16 protein-coding genes are annotated in these 19,754 nt (G+C 50.3%); 14 read left to right on the top strand and 2 right to left on the bottom strand.

Going from position 1 to position 19,754, the window contains the following annotated elements; translation table 11 throughout:
- The first annotated feature begins 38 nt into the window (after positions 1–38).
- The 6 genes from der (at position 39) to P6M73_RS08725 (ending at position 7,171) form a co-directional block, all read left to right on the top strand.
- The gene (gene der, locus P6M73_RS08700) at positions 39–1,358 is read left to right on the top strand and encodes a ribosome biogenesis GTPase Der (protein WP_277852664.1); all 1,320 of its coding nucleotides are present in this window, start codon (positions 39–41) and stop codon (positions 1,356–1,358) included.
- On the top strand, positions 1,355–2,338 hold the full coding sequence (locus P6M73_RS08705) for an NAD(P)H-dependent glycerol-3-phosphate dehydrogenase (RefSeq protein ID WP_277852665.1): 984 nt from the start codon (positions 1,355–1,357) through the stop codon (positions 2,336–2,338). The genes der and P6M73_RS08705 overlap by 4 nt, the downstream gene beginning before the upstream one ends.
- Positions 2,339–2,895: 557 nt before the next feature.
- Positions 2,896–3,699: a GDSL-type esterase/lipase family protein gene (locus tag P6M73_RS08710; protein ID WP_277852666.1), complete on the top strand. Its 804-nt coding sequence runs from the start codon at positions 2,896–2,898 to the stop codon at positions 3,697–3,699.
- Positions 3,696–4,202 (top strand): DUF4358 domain-containing protein, encoded by a 507-nt coding sequence (locus P6M73_RS08715; RefSeq protein ID WP_277852667.1) that lies wholly within the window; start codon positions 3,696–3,698, stop codon positions 4,200–4,202. The genes P6M73_RS08710 and P6M73_RS08715 overlap by 4 nt, the downstream gene beginning before the upstream one ends.
- A 15-nt stretch (positions 4,203–4,217) precedes the next feature.
- On the top strand, positions 4,218–5,618 hold the full coding sequence (locus P6M73_RS08720) for an MBOAT family O-acyltransferase (RefSeq protein ID WP_277852668.1): 1,401 nt from the start codon (positions 4,218–4,220) through the stop codon (positions 5,616–5,618).
- 11 nt (positions 5,619–5,629) lie between these two features.
- Positions 5,630–7,171 (top strand): DHHW family protein, encoded by a 1,542-nt coding sequence (locus P6M73_RS08725; RefSeq protein ID WP_277852669.1) that lies wholly within the window; start codon positions 5,630–5,632, stop codon positions 7,169–7,171.
- 119 nt (positions 7,172–7,290) lie between these two features.
- Here P6M73_RS08725 and P6M73_RS08730 read toward each other — a convergent pair whose 3' ends face one another.
- Entirely contained in the window at positions 7,291–7,911 is a 621-nt protein-coding gene (locus tag P6M73_RS08730) for a GNAT family N-acetyltransferase (RefSeq protein ID WP_277852670.1), read from the bottom strand.
- A 118-nt stretch (positions 7,912–8,029) separates the two neighbouring features.
- Between P6M73_RS08730 and P6M73_RS08735 the strand changes: the two genes are divergently transcribed.
- The 7 genes from P6M73_RS08735 to P6M73_RS08765 all read left to right on the top strand — a co-directional run bounded on the left by P6M73_RS08735 (position 8,030) and on the right by P6M73_RS08765 (position 17,790).
- Complete coding sequence (locus P6M73_RS08735; protein WP_277852671.1) at positions 8,030–9,169, top strand: exonuclease SbcCD subunit D; 1,140 nt, start codon at positions 8,030–8,032, stop codon at positions 9,167–9,169.
- Positions 9,166–12,186: an AAA family ATPase gene (locus P6M73_RS08740; RefSeq protein WP_277852672.1), complete on the top strand. Its 3,021-nt coding sequence runs from the start codon at positions 9,166–9,168 to the stop codon at positions 12,184–12,186. Before P6M73_RS08735 ends, P6M73_RS08740 begins: the two co-directional genes overlap by 4 nt.
- Positions 12,187–12,412: 226 nt before the next feature.
- A complete protein-coding gene (locus P6M73_RS08745; protein ID WP_277855751.1) occupies positions 12,413–13,246 on the top strand; it encodes a deoxyribonuclease IV in 834 nt (277 codons plus the stop codon).
- A 504-nt stretch (positions 13,247–13,750) separates the two neighbouring features.
- Positions 13,751–14,968 carry a general stress protein gene (locus P6M73_RS08750; protein ID WP_277852673.1) on the top strand — a complete coding sequence of 406 codons (1,218 nt, stop codon included), beginning with the start codon at positions 13,751–13,753 and terminating at the stop codon, positions 14,966–14,968.
- 887 nt (positions 14,969–15,855) lie between these two features.
- Positions 15,856–16,968, top strand: coding sequence for a C1 family peptidase (locus tag P6M73_RS08755; protein WP_277852674.1), 1,113 nt, complete (start codon positions 15,856–15,858; stop codon positions 16,966–16,968).
- Between the two features lie 16 nt (positions 16,969–16,984).
- Positions 16,985–17,407, top strand: a complete 423-nt coding sequence (locus tag P6M73_RS08760) for a hypothetical protein (protein ID WP_277852675.1) — start codon at positions 16,985–16,987, stop codon at positions 17,405–17,407.
- Positions 17,408–17,466: 59 nt separating this feature from the next.
- A complete protein-coding gene (locus P6M73_RS08765; protein WP_277852676.1) occupies positions 17,467–17,790 on the top strand; it encodes a protease inhibitor I42 family protein in 324 nt (107 codons plus the stop codon).
- A 250-nt stretch (positions 17,791–18,040) separates the two neighbouring features.
- Here P6M73_RS08765 and P6M73_RS08770 read toward each other — a convergent pair whose 3' ends face one another.
- Complete coding sequence (locus tag P6M73_RS08770; RefSeq protein WP_277852677.1) at positions 18,041–18,169, bottom strand: hypothetical protein; 129 nt, start codon at positions 18,167–18,169, stop codon at positions 18,041–18,043.
- Positions 18,170–18,332: 163 nt separating this feature from the next.
- On the opposite strand from P6M73_RS08770, the gene P6M73_RS08775 reads away from it, so the two are divergent.
- Positions 18,333–19,736 (top strand): ISL3 family transposase, encoded by a 1,404-nt coding sequence (locus P6M73_RS08775; protein ID WP_277852678.1) that lies wholly within the window; start codon positions 18,333–18,335, stop codon positions 19,734–19,736.
- Positions 19,737–19,754 lie beyond the last annotated feature (18 nt).

The raw sequence follows: 19,754 nt of genomic DNA on the forward strand, positions 1-19,754 counted from the left end.
TGAAAGGCAGAGCAAACCGCTCTGTACAGGTAAATCATATGGGAAAACCAATCGTCGCCATTGTCGGGCGCCCCAATGTAGGAAAATCGACACTGTTTAACCGTCTGGCCGGTCATCGGATCGCCATTGTCGAGGATACGCCAGGCGTAACCCGGGATCGGATTTATGCTGACGCCGACTGGCTCAGTCATGATTTCCGCCTCATCGATACCGGTGGAATCGAACCGACCTCAGAGGATGAGATCCTCTCGCAAATGCGCCGTCAGGCTGAAATTGCGATGGAAACCGCCGATGTCATCATCTTCATGGTGGACGGCAAGACCGGTCTGGCCGATGCTGACCGGGAAGTCGCCTCCATGCTGCGCCGCTCCGGCAAACCCGTCGTGCTGGCTGTCAACAAGATCGATAATCTGCATGAATCCGCCAATGCCTATGAATTCTATAATCTGGGCATGGGCGAACCCTTTGCGATTTCCAGCAGCCAGGGACTGAATCTGGGCGATATGCTGGATGAAGTCGTGGCTCATTTCCCGGCAGCCGAGGCAGCCGAGGAAGAAGACGAGACCATCCGGGTCGCCTTTGTCGGAAAACCAAACGTCGGCAAATCGTCCCTCGTGAACCGGCTTCTGGGTGAGGAACGCAGCATCGTAACGGACATTCCTGGCACCACCCGGGATGCCATCGATTCCTACCTGGAAACCGAAGAAGGCAAATTTGTTGTGGTTGATACCGCCGGTCTGCGGCGCAAGGCGAAAGTGCGCGAGGAAATCGAGCGTTATTCAGGCCTGCGCACCATGACCTCCATTGAACGGGCTGATGTCATCGCTCTGCTCATTGATGCCAGTGAAGGAGCTACCGAACAGGATGAAAAGATCATCGGCTATGCCCATGAAATGAAGAAGGGGCTGCTGATCATTGTAAACAAGTGGGATCTGGTGGAGAAGGATGACAAGACCATGGACCGCTTCACCAAAGAACTGAGAGTGCGCTTCCACTTCCTGAATTATGTTCCGTTCCTGTTCATTTCCGCCAAGACCGGACTGCGCTCGCACAAGGTTTTAAAAGAAGTGGCCAGAGTATTTGAAAACTACAATCGCCGGATTTCCACCGGTATCCTCAATGATGTCATTTCCAAGGCGCTTCTGATGAAGGAACCCCCGGTGGTCTCCAACCGCCGGCTCAAGGTGTATTATGTCACCCAAACCGGAGTTCGCCCACCGACATTTATTTTCTTTGTAAATGATCCGGCTCTGCTCCATTTCTCCTATATGAGATACTTGGAAAATCAGCTGCGAGCCAGCTTTGATTTCGAAGGCACCGGAATAAAAATGGAATTCAGAGAGAGGAAAGAGAGTTGAAGATCACATTTTTAGGGGGAGGGTCCTTTGGGACCGCATTGGCGAAAGCCATGACTCAGAACGGTCATGAAGTTATGTTGTGGGAACGGAACGAGGAACGCGTCCGGGAAGTCAACGAACAGCACACCAATGGGAAATATCTTCAGGGGATCCGTCTGCCGGAAAGCTTACGGGCCACTGTAGATTTAGGGGAGGCACTGAATCACCGTGATATGGTGGTCCTGGCCGTCCCATCCTCTTCCATTCGTGAAGTCTCCGGAAAGATCAAACCATATTTATCCGGAGATGAAATTATCGTCAGCATCGCCAAAGGTGTTGATCCAAAGAGCCTGAAGCCCCTGTCCCAAACGATCTTTGAAGTGCTGGACAAGGACCCGGTGATTCTGTCCGGTCCATCCCATGCCGAAGAAGTGGCGCAGGGACTCCCGACTACGCTGGTGGCATCTTCCCGCAACGAACTCGCCATGGTGCGAGTACAGGAAGCTTTTTCCAGCAACAGCCTGCGCGTCTACCGCAACCATGACCTGATGGGCGTGGAAATTGGCGGCGCGGTTAAGAACATCATCGCGCTGGCGGCGGGGATCTCCGACGGAATCGGTTATGGCGACAATGCCAAGGCAGCCCTGATGACCCGAGGCATGACTGAGATCATCCGCATCGGAGAAAAGATGGGCGCCGAGACCGAGACCTTCTATGGCCTGACCGGAATCGGAGACCTCATTGTAACCTGCACCTCCATGCACAGCCGCAATCGGCGCTGCGGAATTCTGATCGGCCAAGGAAAATCCATGGATGAAGCGACGAAAGAAGTAGGCATGGTAGTGGAAGGCATTAAAGCCACACAGGCATTTTTTGAGCTGGCGAAAAAGTACAATGTCGAAATGCCCATTACCGACGCCGTTCACCAGATCCTGTTTGAAGATGTTACGCCTCGCGACGCGGTCATCAATCTGATGAACCGGGAACTGAAGCGGGAATAAATCAAGGGCTGTCATCCTTGGATATCAATAAGACATCCAAGGATATTTGACTACATCACATATTAATCACACCTCATACCCTAAACGCCGAATCCCAGCCCAAAATAGTCAGGGATTCGGCGATTTTTTTCTGTCTGTCTTCTGGGTGATTCAAGAAAAGTAATAGAACCTGAGAACCAAGGGAATAAGGGAAAATCAGAGAACCTGGAAAGCAGACAACCAGAGAACCAAGGGAATTAAGGGAGCCAAGAGATACTTATAAACCAAGGAATCAGAGGAAACAGGGTAAACAGGGTAACAGGGTAAACAGAAGATTTATATGAAGTGAAGGGATCATAGGGATTGAGATCAGTTGGCGTTGACTGGTTATTCTGATGGTGCTGTTTGAGGATGTTCGATCGGATAGTCAATAAGACTGTGTTGGCTTTTTTTAGCTCATTTCCCAGTTTTCATTCAACTTCATGTATAATAGGAAAAGGAACGCAGACTGGGTTTCCGTTTTGTTTTGGAAAAAAACAAGATAGTTCAAATTCCGGGGCAGAAAAGGACGATCATACATGGCAAAACTATTGAATAAACCATATAATAATCGAAAAAAAAGAAAAATGAAATACCGGTGGGGACGGATCGGGCTGGCTGCCCTGATTTTTTTGATCATCGTGGGCTATTTTGCAGTTCGTCAGCATCAGAAGAACGAAGCAGCGCGTCAGATTGAAATTAATCGCCAGGTCGTACGGGCGATGGAGGCCAAGTCCGTTACCGAGATCGAAGCCAGACTGCGCTCAATCAAAGAGCAGTATGGCATAGGCAAGATCGCCGTGGCCGAGATTCCCAACCGGAAATATTTCGAAGACGCAATTTTCATGGGCGATTCCATCACTCAGTCCATATCCCTCTACGATTTGCTGCCGCCCTCCAATGTGGTTGCCAAAGTAGGGCGCAATACCAAGACAGCCACAGAGGATGTGGCGCTGTTGTCCAATCTGTCGCCGGCCCGGATTTTTCTCTGGTATGGCATGAATGATTTGGAAAACTTCTCCTCGGCCGATGCATTTACGGCCAGTTATCGCACCTTGCTGGAGCAGATCCGGGGAAAGCTGCCCCAGACTGAAATCGTGCTGCTCTCCATTCTGCCTTCTAATGCCAAAGCAATTCAGAAGCAGCCGGCGCTGGCAAAGACACGTCGGGAAGCCTTCAATAAAGGCATCCAGACACTGGCCGATGAATCCAATGCGATTTACATGGATATTTCCAGCGTCGTTACGGAAGAGCTCTATGAACCGGATGGAATTCATGTCAAACCGCAGTTTTATACGGATTTCTTCAACTTCATCAAACGGGAGTTTATTGAAAAACGATGAAAATACAATCTTTTTTACACCGTCACCGGGAAGGGGTGCGCAACGCATCCGTAATCACCGGACTCGTCCTGAGCATGTTTTTCGCTCTGTCTCTTGCCGGAATCATCCATTTTGGCTCACCGGACTTCGCCCGGATTCGCGCCGCGGTGGAACAGAAAGCCGATCTGACGGTCATGATGACCGGAGATGAACAGACACTGCGCAAAAATTATGGCATTTCAGACCGGGATCTGGAGCAATTTGTCTATTTCGCGCCCAAGAGCGCCATGGATGCCTCGGAGATCCTTGTTTTGGAAGCGAAGGAAGAATCCAGCCTGGCCGGATTCCGTCAGGTGATTGAAAATCGGCGGACTGCCCGGTCAGACATGTATCGCAATTACCGGCCGGAAGAAGCCCGGCTGTTGGAAGATTCCGTCCTGAAGGTTCAGGGCAGATTTCTGATTTTTATTTCCAGCCGCAACGTCCAGGAAGTCAAAGCAGCCCTGGATCTGAGTTTTCGTTAATGGAGAGATATTGCCGTGATATTTAACAGCATCTCGTTTATTTTCCTGTTCCTGCCCCTGTCCCTTTTGATCTATTATGCAACACCAGTTAAAGCACGGGACATTACCATGCTTTTTTTGAGCATCCTGTTTTTCAGCTGGGGCAATCCTCAATATCTGGCGCTCATCGCCGGATCAGTCCTCTTGAACTACGGACTGACCCTGGTCATGGATCGAATTCTGATACCCGATGCTCGCAAGACGATGCTGATCGGAATTGTTACCTTGAATCTGTTGCTGCTGTTTGTCTTTAAGTACCTCGGGTTCTTTTTCATGAACTTCAATGTGCTGTTCGGTACCCGATTGTATGCGGAACGGCTGGCTCAGCCCCTAGGAATATCTTTCTACACGTTTCAGGTCCTCTCCTACAACATTGATGTCTACCAGAAACGATTCACGGCGGAGCGTAATCCACTTCGCCTTGGACTTTTCTGCCTGATGTTCCCGCAGCTTGCCTCAGGTCCGATCATGCGCTATGACGAGATCCAGCCTCAGCTGGGCGAGCGGCTGATTCGCCCCAATCTTATGGCGGAAGGAGCCGAGCGCTTTATCGTGGGCCTCTTCAAGAAAGTATTCCTGGCCAATACCCTGGGTGCTCTCTGGAATGTAGCTAAGACCACGGACCCTGGAAATCTGTCCCTGCTCTTTGCCTGGGTCGGAGTGACCGCTTTCACCCTCTATATTTACTTCGATTTCTCCGGCTATATGGATATGGCCATCGGAGTGGCGAATCTGTTCGGCTTTCAGCTTCAGGAAAACTTTGATTTTCCCTACATCTCAAAAAGTGTCTCTGAATTCTGGCGGCGCTGGCACATGACTCTGGGACGCTGGTTCCGGGATTACCTCTACATCCCGATGGGCGGTTCCCGCGAAGGACTGGGTAAGCTGCTGCTGGCGGTCTTTACCGTCTGGTTTACCACCGGGCTGTGGCATGGCGCGTCCTGGAACTTCATTGTCTGGGGATTGTACTTTGGTGTTCTGATCCTGATCGAGCGCTTTGCCCTGAAAAAAATACTCTCCCGGATTCCCGGATTCCTGGCCAACGCCTATACACTCGCGGCTGTCATGATTGGCTGGGTGGTGTTTGATACCACCAGCTTGACCCATGCGGGCGGATACCTCCTGGCACTGCTTGGCCGGGGATCGGGTCTATGGGATGCATCAGGGATCTATTATCTCTACACCTACCTGCCCATTCTGATTCTGGGCATCGTCCTGACCCGGCCGGCTCTGTTCCGGCGCCTGAGCCTGATGAAACTTAAGATGAACCGGTCACGCCTGGGCTTTTTCCTGATCAGTCTGTTGATCCTGTTCCTTGTGTCCATTGCCTATTTGCTGAACCAGAGCTTTTCGCCGTCCATGTACATTGGATTCTAGGAGGGGACAGAATGACCAGAAAGAAAATGAACCTCCATTTGCGTCAATACCGTCGAACGCTGCTGATCTTTTTCATCTCCGGATTACTGTTGATTTTGGGATTCCATCTGGCTCTGCCGGATCAGGCCTTTTCCGCCGTGGAGAACCGGTCGCTGAAACAGCGGCCTGCCTTCACACTGACCGGATTTATGGACGGCTCGTTTCAGAAACAGCTGGGCGGCTACCTGGAAGACCAGTTTCCGCTGCGCGATCGAATGATTCGCATCAAGGCGGGAATGGAACGACTTCTGCAGCGGCAGGAAAACAATGAAGTATATATTCATGCCGGAGATGTTCTGATCGATAAGTTCAGCCCCAATCCGGCCGCACTGACCTCGGAGAAGGCTCAGGTGATCAACGCTTTTGTCAAAGCTCATCCCACCCAGAAGGTCAGCGTCATGCTGGTGCCGACCAAAGTCGAGATTCTGAAAGACAAGCTGCCGCCCTTCGCGCCGACCGCAAGCCAGACCGACTATCTCAAGGAGTTTTATGAGCAGCTCTCCGTCAAAATCAACAAGATCGATCTGATTCCCCGCTTCTCGGAACAAAAAGCCAGGTATCTCTATTTCAAGAGCGACCATCACTGGACCCAGGAAGGAGCCTTCCTGGCTCAGGAAGAGTATCTGAAGTCCATTCGACTGGCTCCGCGGACGGAAGGGGAATATGACATCCGCAAGGTATCCCAGGACTTTCTGGGAACCCTGACGGCAAAATCCGGCATAGCACCGGATGCTCCGGATGATCTGAATCTCTATGTGCCGAAAGTCCCGGAAGACCTCGTTGTCAATCTGACCGAGGAGCAGAAAAAGCTGACTTCGCTCTATCAGATGGATCTGGTGGACGGGCAGGACAAATACCTGACGTTCCTTGGCGGCAATTACCCGGTGGTGCGCATCACGACCTCCAGTACCAATGACCGGCGCCTGCTCATCATCAAGGACTCCTATGCCAATGCCTTTGTTCCCTTCGTCACGAAGGATTTCAACGAAATTACCATGGTGGATCTGCGTTACTACACCGGGGACGTCAATGCTCTGGTCGATCAGTATCTGATTACTGACGTACTGATCCTCTATAACATCAATACCTTCAATGATGATCATTCCATTCTTAACCTGGGCGATGGCCTGGAGATTGACCGGATCGACGAGACGGCTCCCGCCATCAAGCCGGATACGGTAACCCTGAGCACTAGTTTTGATCCCTATGCCGAGCAGCTGCTGAAAGTGACCCTGCGCAACAACAGCAAGATGGAACTTTCCTACAATCGGCGGGTCAGCCTGGAAATAAAGCAAGATGGAAAGTGGGAGAAACTGACGGAAAACCCCTCTTATGCTTGGGATACCAAGCTCCGGACGCTGGGTCCGTCAGCCAATGCGGAATTCGCCGTCCAGCTCAAGAATGCCTTCGGCATCCTGGAGCCTGGCCAGTACCGGGTTGTCCAGACCTACAACAATTCGGCGCAGGTTGCCGCGGAATTTACACTGGAAGGCAATCCGCTGACAAATCCCTGATTGAGCAGAATCCAGATATTCCGTCTCCTCGTCACACATAAATGATAAAACAGGCAGGTATCGTTGCTTACGGTACCTGCCTGTTCTTGAGGCCTGTTTCAAGGCTTTTTTATTTCCTGTCAGCGGGATTCGACGGGACGGGTGGAGTCGATCTCGAATTCATGGTCAATGATCTGGGCGATTGTCCGTTCATCTCCGATGGGACTGAAGTTCAGTTCCCACTCGCGAACTTCCTTGAGGAACTCGCGGTCGATGGGGGAGGTGTTGAGCGGAATTTCCATGAAGCCCAGGTTCAGGTACAACTGAACGGCTGGGTTGTTGTTTCGGGAAACAAACAGGAAAATGCGGTCATAGCCCTTGTCGAGCAAGGCGTGTTCGGCACTGTGGATCAGAGCCGTCGCGAATCCCCGCCCTAAATGATCCTTGCGGGTGAAGAGATAGGTGATTGTCGCCTCATTTTTAAAGTCACAGACAAAGAGACAGGACACAATCTCATCTTCTTCGTTGCAGATTAAAAAGGAAGCATCTTCGAGGAATTGACCATAATAACCACGGAATACCATCGAGATCTCCTTGATGGTATCATTCAGGGATTCACCTTCGTAGTCCGGTGTGTCAATGTAGGAATCCAGCATGATTTTTGCAATCTCTCGGATCCGATCTTTGTCCACGGGCCGGATATCGAGCCCGCTGGGCGGATTGGAATCAAGATATTTCACCATTTTGATCCGCTGTGCCATGGTCAGCCTCCTTCGTTCCTTTTCTTTCAGTATAGGTTTACAAACCCATGAATGCAACCGGAAATGACTGCTCTGCATGTTAAAATGGAAGTATTGAATTCACAGGAGGAAGTTGGCGTTGAAATTTATCCATTTAGGAGATCTCCATATTGGCCGTACGTTTGAAATGCGTTCGATGCTGGAGGATCAGGCGTTCGTCCTGGAGCAGGTGCTCAAGTTGGCCCAGGACCGAAACCCTGATTTTGTACTGATTGCCGGAGACATCTACGATCGTTCGGTCCCTCGCGAAGAAGCGATTGCCGTGTATGACGATTTTATTACCCGGCTGGTGCTGGATCACAACATTCCCGTATACGCCATTTCGGGCAATCATGATTCCTCCCGCCGGCTGGAGGGAATGGGCAGTCTGCTGAAACGGTCAGGGTATCATATCTGCGGCAGTCTGAAAAACCCGCTGGAGCGGATCACGCGGCATGATGAACATGGTCCGGTGGACTTATATCTCATGCCGTATAAGGACATGCATGGTGCCCGAGCCATTTTCGAAATCACCGATACCAGGGATCATACCGAGACGGTACGACAGATGCTGACCTGCGTTCCAGCGGATGATCATCGAAAAATCCTGGCGGCCCATCATTACTTCGGGGTAAACGGGCAAAGTCCGGAAGAGTCGGAATCGGAACGCCGGATCTCCATCGGCGGAGAGGATGTCATTGACCATTCAGTGCTTGATCCATTCCAGTATGTTGCGCTGGGACATCTGCACAAGCCGCAGAAAGTCGGCCGGGATTGTGTCCGCTATGCCGGATCACTTCTTAAATACTCCGCCTCGGAAGCCGATCACAAAAAATCCATCACCTGGGTGGAAATGGATCAGGATGGTCAGTGCCGGATTGAACTGGTACCGGTTCGGCTGCTGCGGGACTTGAAAAAAATCCAGGGAACCTTTGCTGAACTGATGCAGACCGGATTTCTGGAAAAAAAGGATGACTTTCTTGCCGTAACGCTGACCGATGCCGAACGGGTGGATCAGGCCTTTGCCCGGCTGTCACAGCTTTACCCCAATATCATCAGTCTGGCCTATTCCCGGCTGGAATCAGACTATGAGCTGAGAGTAGATCAGGAAGCCATTCGAAAAGCGGATACCCGCAAGCTGTTTGCTGATTTCTTTCATGACAAGAATCAGCGCGACATGACGGAGGACGAACAGACCTTCATGGATGATATTTTCCGGGAAATGGAGGTGGAAGCATGATCCCGATCTATTTGAAAATGGAAGGCTTTCTGACCTTCAAAAAACCAACTGAGATTCATTTTGACGAATTTACAGATGATGGGCTGTTTCTGGTGTCCGGCCCCACCGGTTCCGGCAAAACCAGCATCTTTGACGCAATCAGCTTTGCCCTGTACGGCGTTGCCACTACCAGCCAGCGTTCGCCGAACGATCTGCGTTCACACCTGATCGGTCCGGACGATGATTTCAATGTCGAGTTCCGCTTCCGCGCCGGAACTCATGAATATTGTGTCCGACGCTGGCAAAAGGGTCAGCGAGGAGCAAAACAGATCCTGGTCGTCGATGATCGGGAGGACGAAGCTCTGACCAAGATTACTGACATCCGACAGAAGCTGTTTGATGTTCTGGGACTGACTGCGGACCAGTTCTGCAAGATCGTCATGCTGCCTCAGGGCGAGTTTCGAAACTTTCTGGCGGCATCCTCCAAGGATAAATCCGATATCCTGCGCAAATTGTTTGATACGGATCACTATGCCCTGATTCGGGAAAAGATCCGCCAGAAACTGGCGGCAATCCGCCGAGAGGTTGACCGGGCGCATCATCTCATTGAAACCGAGAAGCGGATTTCGCCGCGAGCCAGCCAGGCCGCCGACCCCGATGAAATCCGGCAGATCCTGCAGGAGGACTGGAAGGAAGCCAAAGCAGCCTGTGAAACGTTCCGAAGCAGTTTGGATCTCTATCGCAGTCAGCTGGATGTACTGAGCCTGCGGCTGGAGGAAGGAACCCGCATCAACAAGCAGCTGATTCAGGCAGATGAACTTCAGCAGAAAATTGAGATTGCCAGGAACCAGGAACAAAGCTATCAGGCGGACCTGGAAATGGCACGGCAGATCAACCGAATCCGACCGCTGACCGTACTGCAGAAAAGTCTCGTCAGTAATCGTCTGACCTTAACCCGGCGCCACCAGGATGAGGAGGATCTTGCCCGCAATTTGGAAACCGCAGAGGCTGCTCTGATCACGGCACAGTCTGACTACGCTCAGAACCCGCAGCGGCAGAGTCGGCTGAAAGAACTGACTCTGGAACTGGAACGGATCCAGGAACAGCTGACTCGGCTGATTCAATGCCAGCAGGCCAAAACTGTTTACAACCAGGCAGCCAGCCAGCTGATGGCTTTGACCGCGCAGCTGCAATCCCTGCAGCAGTGGGCTGGCGCCCGACAGACTTTGACGGAAGAACGCGAGAAGCTGGCAGGAGAAGAAGTCCGCTATCTGACGGAGGTCTCCCGGGGGAAAGAGGACTATCAGACCCTGCGGCGCCAACTGGAACATCGAATCACCTGGCAGAAGCTGAAGCAGTCCCTGGCAGATTTTTCTGCGGAAACACAAATCTGCCAGGAAAAAATTGTTCCCTCCACCAGGGAAGGGCAGGAGAATCGGCGCCGGCTGGAACAGCTGCGCGAAGAATTCGAACGTCAGGGTCTTGGGCAGTTCGTCCATCATCTGAAAGACGACCAGCCCTGCCCGCTCTGCGGCAGCAAGGATCATCCCACTCCGTTCCGGGTTCATTCCGCTGTTACCCAAAGTCAGATCAGAGCTCAGGAACAGCTGGTCCGCCAGCTGGAGCGCGATCTGGATCAGACAGAGAGCCGCCTTGCTCTTCTGTTAAAGCAAACACAGGAAAAATCCGCAGAGTTGGCCGAGCTTGAAGAAACCATGGATCCATCCTCACGGGAAGGCAGTGTGGCGGAAGGGAAAGCCCAGCTCGAACTCCTGGTGAGTCAGATCCGGACGAGTCAGTCGAAACTGGAACAGACCCAGGACAGACTTCGTCAGAATCAGCGGGACCGGGAGAGGGCGGATCAGGAGATCCAGGCACTGGGAGATGTCCAGACCCGGTTCGACGCCCAAAAGGAACAGGCAACGAGTCTAAAAGCCCGCCTGGATGATCTGTACCATCAGACGGCGGGGCTGGATGAAGCCCTGCTCCAAAGCAGGGCAGCCGGACTGAAGCGGGAAGACGCTTCATTGAGTCAGGCCATACAGCACGCGGAGCAAACGCGTCACACATCAGCGGAAGCGGTGGCCCGGCTGAAAGCCTCCGCTGAGTCCATGAAGGAAGAGATTCTTCGCCTGGACGGAGAGGCAGGACAGCTTGAGACACAGCTGAACGAGGGGCTGGAGAAGCTGGACCTGAGCCGGGAGGAATTCCTGGCACTTGAAGCAAAATTGGATCAGGAGGATATTCTGCGGCAAGGCGCGGAAGGTTTCTTCCGGAAGTTGGCTAATGACCAAAGCAATCTGGAACTGATGCGGCGTCAGCTGGAAGGGAAAGTTCGATCGGATCTGACGGATCTGCAGAATCAGATCAATGATCTGAAGGCCAGGGAAACAGCCCTGGGTCATGAGAACAATGCTGCCATCCGGCGGGAATCCGCCCTTGACAATGCGCTGATCAAACTGGAAAGCGCACTTTCCGACTACAAGCATTACCGCGAGAAACTCGACGTGGCCGTCCGGCTGGACACAACCACCGGCAAGGGTACGACGTTTGAAAATTATGTGCTGGGCTACTATCTGGACGGCGTCCTGATCAATGCCAACGAACGACTGAAGAAGATGACTTCGGGTCGCTTCACGCTGCTGCGCCAGAGTCAGGACTCCGGCGGAAAATCCAGGATTGAGGGACTGGATCTGAATGTATTCGACGCCTACTCGAATTCCCAACGGGACGTTAAAACGCTTTCGGGCGGAGAAGGCTTCAAGGCTTCATTGGCTCTGGCCCTGGGCCTGTCGGACTTTATTCAGGAAAAAAATGCGGGGATTCGGCTGGATACCATTTTCATTGATGAAGGATTTGGCACCCTGGACCATGAGTCCCTGGACTCGGCCATGGAAACTATCCTTGAACTGCAGGGACTGGGGCGTCTGGTGGGAATTATTTCACACGTGGAAGAACTGAAAGAGCGCATTCCGATTCAAATTGTCGTAGAGAACCGGCGCGAAGAAGGCTCGGTCATCAAAGTGGTTAAGCTCTAGGAAGGATCCAGAGACGGCTGCTCCCGGCTGATTCGAAGGAATCAACGGGAGCAGCCGCTCATTGGACTTGATCAGCAGTTCAGATAAGCCAATTAAGAATTAGCCCTAAATTCAAAAAAATGATAAAGGAGGACCACCCATCCTGAAACAGAATAAAAACCCAAGAAACACTTTCTCTGATCCATCCGCTTCCGATGAAGCTGAATATAAGCCGGACAGGCAGAAGCTGCTGATTGGCTCTCACTTGTCTTCCAGCGGCGGTTTTGCTGCCATGAATCAGACGATGGCCCAGATCGGCGCATCGACCTATCAATACTTCTCCCGGAATCCCCGGGGGAGTCAGAAAAAGAAGCAGGATCCGAAGGATCTTGCCCTCTTTCTGAAGGATTCGCCCAGGGTCATTCTGGCTCATGCTCCCTATACCCTGAATCCGGCTTCCGGAACGGACTCAGTGAGGGATTTTGCAGCATTGGTACTGGAAGAAGATCTTCTGGAAATGGAGTCGATTCCGGGAAATCTGTACAATTTTCATCCCGGCTGCCATGTCGGTCAGGGAAAAGAAGAAGGAACCCGCCTGATCGTGGAAGCCCTGGACCGGCTGACTCAGCGCGACCTGAAGACGACCATTCTCCTGGAAACCATGGCAGGGAAAGGAACTGAAATTGGCAGCCGATTTGAGGAACTGGCTGAAATCATAGCTCGTGTGCCCCATCGCCAGGTGCTGGGCGTGTGCCTTGATACCTGTCATGTCCATGATGCCGGCTATGATATCGTGAATGACCTGGAGGGCGTTCTGCAGGAATTTGATCAGATCATCGGACTGGAGCGATTGAAAGCGATCCACTTGAATGATTCGAAAAATCTCCCGGGAAGCCGCAAGGATCGCCATGAAAAAATCGGCGAAGGGACGATCGGCTTGCCTGCGATGATTCGAATCATCAATCATCCCCGGCTGAATCATCTTCCGTTTTATCTGGAAACCCCCAATGATCTGGATGGATATGCTCGAGAAATAGAACTCCTGAGACGCCACTGGCGTGAAGCGATACTCATTCCATAGATAAGGATCAAGAGAACTGATTGAAAGATCGGTTCTTTTTTTATTGTTTTTTTTATTTCGGTTCCCAGCCAGAACCTTTTCGTTCACGAAGCGTACAGGATCTCTTTCCTGGATCCTTGAGCTGAAAAGTCAAAAATGAAGCTAAGATAACCTGAGAAACCCGATATCAAATGTAGCCTCTCAAGTCAGTCAGCAGGCGGATTTACATCTATAAAGGCTTATAAAGATTCCTGTTATTAAGGAGCATCTTATTCATATTCCTCTAATTATTTTACAATATAGCCATTTGACATGAGATTATATTAATTAAACGAATGATTAATGAATATAAATATCAATTGTTTTCAACATGGATACATAGCTCAATTTCAGTTCACTCAGTTCAGAAAGTGCTTACCCGAATCAAAGATTGTTAATGACAGTTTGAAAGAACCTCATGCTATTCTTGAGTCAGAAACCAACGATCCCTAAAATAAATGATTAAAACATATCAGGAGGACAAATATGGAGACAAACATGAACAAGAAAGTTTTCGGAGTCTATCAGACCACTCAGGATGCTCAGAGGGCAGTTGAGGATCTTCTGAACATGGGTTATACCTCGGAGGAAATCTCCGTTATCTCAAGAAATCAAGATCGGATCGAAGGCATTGAAGGCGTTGAAACTGCTACTGAGACTGGATTAAAGGGCGGTGCCGCAACAGGCGCAGCCATTGGCGGACTGGGTGGCCTGCTGGCCAGCCTTGGACTTCTCGCCATACCGGGAATCGGCCCAATCCTTGCAGCCGGACCCATCGCGGCTACTCTGGCAGGCGCTGTAACCGGCGGAACAGTTGGCGGAACCATTGGTGTCATCGGTGGTGCTCTGATTGACGCAGGTGTCAGCGAAGAAGATGCCAGATACCTCGATGAGCGTTTCCAGGCTGGAGATATCATCGTTACGGTGGACAGTGATGAGGTTCGCTACCGGGATGTTTCCACCAGACTGGGCCATGGATCCTGGAGAGATCAGCCGACCTCCTATGAGCTGAACCCGATGGATGAAGTCGATCCGATCATGGCAGATCCTGCCAATTATTCGGGAACTTCACTGCAGGTTCCGGTTACGGGAGACGAACCGGTTCAGGTAAGAGATAATCTGGTTGAACACAAAAATTTTAATGAGAATATGAATGCCCCGGGAATCGAGGACGAACGTTCCTATGAAAACCTGATGGCTGGAGCCGGCGCGGTAAATCCAGTGGATCCAACCGTTTCGACCGGATTTAGTGGCCGTGAATTTGACAATCTGAAGGAGGAACCAATGAAAGATCACTTAACCGATGCAAAGCATGAAGCACTCAAAATGAAGGAGAAAGTTGGACGCCGCCTGGACAACGCCGGTGAACCACTGGAAGATGCCCAGAACTGGGTTGGCGATCGGGTCTCTGATGTCAAACATGAAGTTGGAAAAGCAGCTGAGAAAATTGATGATCGAATGGATAACGATCTGGGGTTCAATGATTCGGCAAAACCAGTAGATGAATTCGAAAACAAGATGCAGGATTCTTACACGGATTCAAAACATGAGGTGGAAAAACAGGCAGAGAAGCTCGAACGCAGAGCCGAAAATGTCGGTGAACCCCTGGAAGATGCTCAGAATTGGGTAGGCGACCGAGTGTCTGACGCCAAACATGAAGCCGCTAAGATCGTTGACAAGATCAAGAATCGAATCGACGATTAGCCCCCGACAGAATAAAACAATTAAAAACCATCCAGAAGCCGGTTGCAGAACCGGCTTCTGGTATTTTGCGCAATTCTGTGAACAGTAGTTGTTAAAGGGCTTATCCATTGAGCTCTTTATCCATTGAGATCTTAATCCATTGAGCTCTTTATCCATTGGGACAATTATCGATTGAGCCATTCACCCATTGACTTCAACCAGCAAGATGAATCTATGTAATAAGATAAATATCCATATAACCTTGCTTCAAAATTATAGGTTGATCAATCGACAGATCCTGGGAGTGACGTAATTGAACGGGCTTGCTTATTGCGGGATTATTTTTTGGCCCTTGTTATGAGTTTAATTTATATATATATTCTTCGGCATAATCATATAAATCTTCACATTTAATAACATTCCAAATAATAATAAATGATTAAATTTTAAATTTATATAATTAAACTGTTCCTATTAGCATAACTTTTAAAATTGAGACTGTATGCAGACTTACGAGGTTTTAATTATTATAATAAGTAAAAATGCCTTGTAATTTGCCGATTAATTGTATCATCTCAATAATTGACAAGACAAAAATACAGTACTATTTTTAAATTAAAGAATTAAGTATATTAAATACTTTTAATTGTTGAGCAGGATACTGTACGGATGAGATGCTGATCATTTAACTGCAGCGCAACATGACGTAACCGGCTTGAGAGAATAATTTGTTCAGGCTGAAGATCCTGTGCGCCAGTGAGAACTTGGTGGCTGGATCTTTTTAACTTTCAGACTAGCTGTGGCTGAATTTGGGAAATGATGAAACTAGGGAGGCGGTGCGTTGAATTGCATAATCAGTCTTTCTTTATCAGTACCAGGACAAATACGGAAAGGGAGGAGAGAAAGTTATGATACCGGAAAAAATTAATTTGAGTCAAATCCAGGAATCGCTCAATAAACTCGACAACCCATGGGAAGCCGGAGTGACAAGCATGTCCCTGCTTTCACCTGAAGAGCAGAAAATGCACCTTGGTTTTTCACCGGGACCCGGGGATATGACTATTTCAGAAATTATTGAGTATGCCGCACAGATGAAGGCTCAGATCAAAGAGGAAGCTCTGACCTGGGCAGGCGCTCCGGCAGCCTTTGATCTGCGCAATGTCGGTGGACAGAACTTTGTTACACCGATCAAGAATCAGCTGAGCTGCGGTTCATGCGTAGCGTTTGGTACGGTCGCCACGGTGGAAAGCACCCTGCGCAAGCAGCGTAACGATCCGGGACTGGCCATCGACTTGAGTGAAGCTCATTTATTCTTCTGTCACGGCAAGGCTCGGGGCCGTAACTGTGAGAATGGCTGGATGCCAAATGAAGCGCTGGAGGATATTAAAACCAAGGGTCTCGCCGATGAAGCCTGCTATCCGTATACCATGAGCAATAAGGACTGCAGCGGCCTTTGCTCCAACTGGGCAGACCGAGCCATTAAGATCACCGGATATTCTGATCTGAAAGGGAAGCCGGCAGACATCAAAACCTGGGTATCGACCATCGGACCGGTCATTGCCTGTTTTGTTGTGTACGGTGATTTCTTCAGCTACAAGAGCGGAGTCTACAAGCACGTCAGCGGCAGTCAGTCGGGCGGACACTGCGTCACCATTGTTGGCTACAATGACAATCCCGGTTACTGGATCTGTAAAAACAGCTGGGGTGACGCTTGGGGAGATAAGGGATTCTTCAATATTGCTTATGGTGAATGCGGTATTGACACCTGGTCAAACTACGGAGTAAACAGTATTGCCAATATCGGCTGGCAAAGCAATAAGCGGGTGATCGGTCTTTGGGCCAATAATCAGGATCGCAACGCCTTTGCTTACTTTGACGGTCTGGGCTGGCGGAAAGTTTCTTCGGAAAATGACAACATCTTCGTCAACATGCTGACCCAGCTGGCAGCAGCGAAAGCCAGCGGCCGCGCCGTCAATTTCTATGAAGAAAACAGCGTAATCAAACAGATCTACGTATATTAACGAAAGGGGTGTTAACATGACTGAATTTAAATCGCCTGCCGTGGATCCCGGCTGCTGCTGCTCTGAAAACAAAATCGACAGGAATGCCGACAGTCCGCTTCTTTCGCCCCCAATGGCTAAGAGCGAATTCATGAGTATTGAAAATCTGCCGTCGATGGCAATATCAACCGATGCAGTTCCGGCGCCTCTCATCAGCGCAGAAAGTGCCGGGGCTAGCGTCTGGGTGAATAACAAAAAAATCAACGGACTGTGGTCCATTAATCAAAATCGCAACTGCTTTGCCGGAGTGGAAGGAGTTGGCTGGAAAAAACTGATCAACACTTCGGACAGTTCGATTGTGGCGCTGAACATTCTGGCCAGTCATGCCTTGGTGAAAGGCTCTCCTGTAAACTATCGCGAAGAAAGCGATGGTATGATATATGAGATGTATGTCTGGTAGTCGGGCTTAACGGCTGCACGCCGTGCTGCCGTTTCAACCCCAAAGCAGGAGGGACGCCAATGATTCGCATATTTGAAAGGGACTCAGCCGCGACCATTGAAGTTGATCGCGGGGAGGTCATGACAATCAGCCTGAAAGAAAACCCCACTACTGGGTATCGCTGGAGCTATGAACCATTGCCGGGAATTCAGCCAATCGGCGATGACTACAAGGCCGTACGATCGGAAGGTTCTGAAGAAGCCGTTGGAGTCGCCGGACTCCGGGAGTTGCAGTTCATTCCGACTCAGCCCGGTACATTCACCCTGCAACTGAAAAACTGGCGGGAATGGGAAGGAGAAAGTTCGGTTATTGACCGCTTTACGGTGAAAATCATTGTGAGATGAATGATGTGATTTGGTTGCCAGGCTGCTCATGTTCCCAGCTGTATTCTGTTTCGATCGACAGAACAACCGGCAGCTTTATCCAATATCAGCGTTCAAGGGGAACAGGTCCGGAACATGTAGAACAACACAGAGCAGCTGAGCGGTCCTTTGATGGATGCTCAGCTGCTCACTATTTCTGATTTGATTGTACAACGTGTGACAGGATCTCTAATGCCTCTTCGTTTACTGGGACGAATCTCGAACGAACGGTTTATTCGGCGCCGGAGTTACTGCCCGGCTTTTTGAAGAACTTCTCGTACAGCAGATAGGCTCCCAAAATTACGATTGCCACGATGGCAGTTTGAACGAGTACCTTGAAGAGAAAGCCCAAAATGTTCAAACCCAGGATCACCAGAAAAATGGGTCAATCACAAATTCTGTGGGATTGACCGACTAGATCCATTCCCCAAACCGGCATAACATTTGATAATAGAACGAGCCCCGCGCTATGATGGAAATGCATCTGGACGGATGTACAAATCCAAACACAGCGGAGGCTCTGAATGAATTATACACAGGATGAACAAGCTAATACAATCACTGATTCCCAAAATTATCTGCACATCCCTTCGTCTCTTATTGGGTTTACTAATACGCATAGTTCACAGCATACTGCCGTTTCCGGTAAAAGTGTGATTCAGTTTCATGGAGTCCTCAAGCTAGATGACACCGATCGCGCCTGCCCCAACTGCGGGGGCTTCATGCACATTAACAATACGTCCTCATGTAGTCTTTGGCACCTGAACTTCGGGCACACTTATACTTCCCTGGAATTCGACAAGAATCAATTACTGTGCCCAACCTGCGGGATCACCAGAGTCCAGCAGGTGCCCTTTCAGGCACAAGGTCATCGGATCACACAAGCCCTCCTGCAGTACACCAGGGACCTTCTCGCCATCGGAACCTACAATCTCAAACAGGTCGCTGAGATTACTGGTCTAGGCAAGAACACAGTCAAAGCGATCGACTTGAAACGCCTGGAGGAAATGTACACCCTGGACGGCAAGCTCACCAAGCCCCAGAGGCAGGCAAAGTACCTCAGTATCGACGAATTCAAGCTTCACCGAGGCCACCAGTACGCCACCCACATCATCGACATAGAGACTGGCCATATCCTCTGGATCGCCCATGGCAAGCGCAAGCAGGTCGTCTATGACTTCATTGAGCACGTCGGTCTCGAGTGGATGGACGGTGTTGAAGCAGTCGCCTCGGACATGAACTCAGACTTCCAAGAAGCCTTTGAGGAAAAGTGCCCCCACATCCAGCCGGTCTTCGACCATTTCCACATCATCAAGAATTTCAATGACAAAGTGGTCGCTGAAGTGCGCAAAGACGAACAGAGGCGTCTTCAGGCGGTGGGTGAGTACAAAGCTGCTGAGTCCCTCAAGAGGACCCGCTATATCCTGATGTCTTCTCGGAAGACGCTGCAGCGCAAAGACCGGGAGGCCGCGGAGGGCAAACCCTTGTCCAAGGGCGGTACGCTCTTCCAAAGGGCTGAGATCACGCGTCGTCCTGGCAGTGAGGAGAAGTACGACCAGCTCATCCAGGAGAACCAGCTTCTGTTCACAGTTGACCTCGTCAAAGAGATGCTCTCGGAGGCGTACAAGGCCGCCAGTGAGCCGGAAATGGCTAGTCTGATCACGGAGGTCATGGAAGTATGCTATGCCTCGGAGAATGAGCACCTGCAGTGGTTTGGGCGCCTGATGGACAGACATTTTGAAGGGATTATAGCTTATGCGACCTACCGTATTTCGAATGGTCAAATCGAGGGGATCAACAACAAGATTAAGACATTACGTCGACAAGGGTATGGCTATCCAGATGATGAATACTTCTTCCTCAAGTTATTCGATATGAGTCGTAAAACGTACGTAAGGAATCCACCATCCCACAGAATTTATGATTGAGCCAGAAAAATCACCAGT

This window comes from Anaerococcoides asporogena (assembly GCF_029590275.1).
In the GTDB taxonomy this organism is placed as follows: domain Bacteria; phylum Bacillota; class Clostridia; order Clostridiales; family Clostridiaceae; genus JG1575.